Here is a 605-nt window from a genome sequence, read left to right as displayed (position 1 = left end):
ACCTGTTCCAGATGGTACAGCGCTTAAAGTGACGGCTGTAGATGCCTCGGGAAATGTTAGTCCGCCTGCGCAAGTCATTGTTGATAGTACTGCACCAGCTCAACCCATCGTTAATCCTACAGACGGTAGTCCAATTACAGGGACAGCAGAAGCAGGAAGTACAGTAAATATTACTGATAGTTCAGGTAAAGTCATCGGTACTACAACAGCAGAACCAGACGGTAAATTTACATTTACACCAACAACACCTATTCCAGATGGTACAGCGCTTAAAGTGACGGCTGTAGATGCCTCGGGAAATGTTAGTCCGCCTACGCAAGTCATTGTGGATAGCACTGCACCAGCTCAACCCATCGTTAATCCTACAGACGGTAGTCCAATTACAGGAACAGCAGAAGCAGGAAGTACAGTAAATATTACTGATAGTTCAGGTAAAGTCATCGGGACAACAACAGCAGGACCAGACGGTAAATTTACATTTACACCAACAACACCTATTCCAGATGGTACAGCGCTTAAAGTGACGGCTGTAGATGCCTCGGGAAATGTTAGTCCGCCTGCGCAAGTCATTGTTGATACTACTGCACCTGCTCAACCTATCGTTG

1 protein-coding gene is annotated in these 605 nt (G+C 46.1%); it reads left to right on the top strand.

The window, feature by feature from the left end; genetic code table 11:
* Positions 1 to 605 (top strand): Ig-like domain-containing protein (locus AC1Z3T_RS21180; protein ID WP_483396995.1); only part of this gene is annotated, 605 nt, incomplete at both ends.

It is taken from the genome of Acinetobacter sp. B-6, from assembly GCF_056930735.1.
Note: the sequence above shows the minus strand (reverse complement) of the source record. Positions and strands in the feature narration are given on the sequence as shown.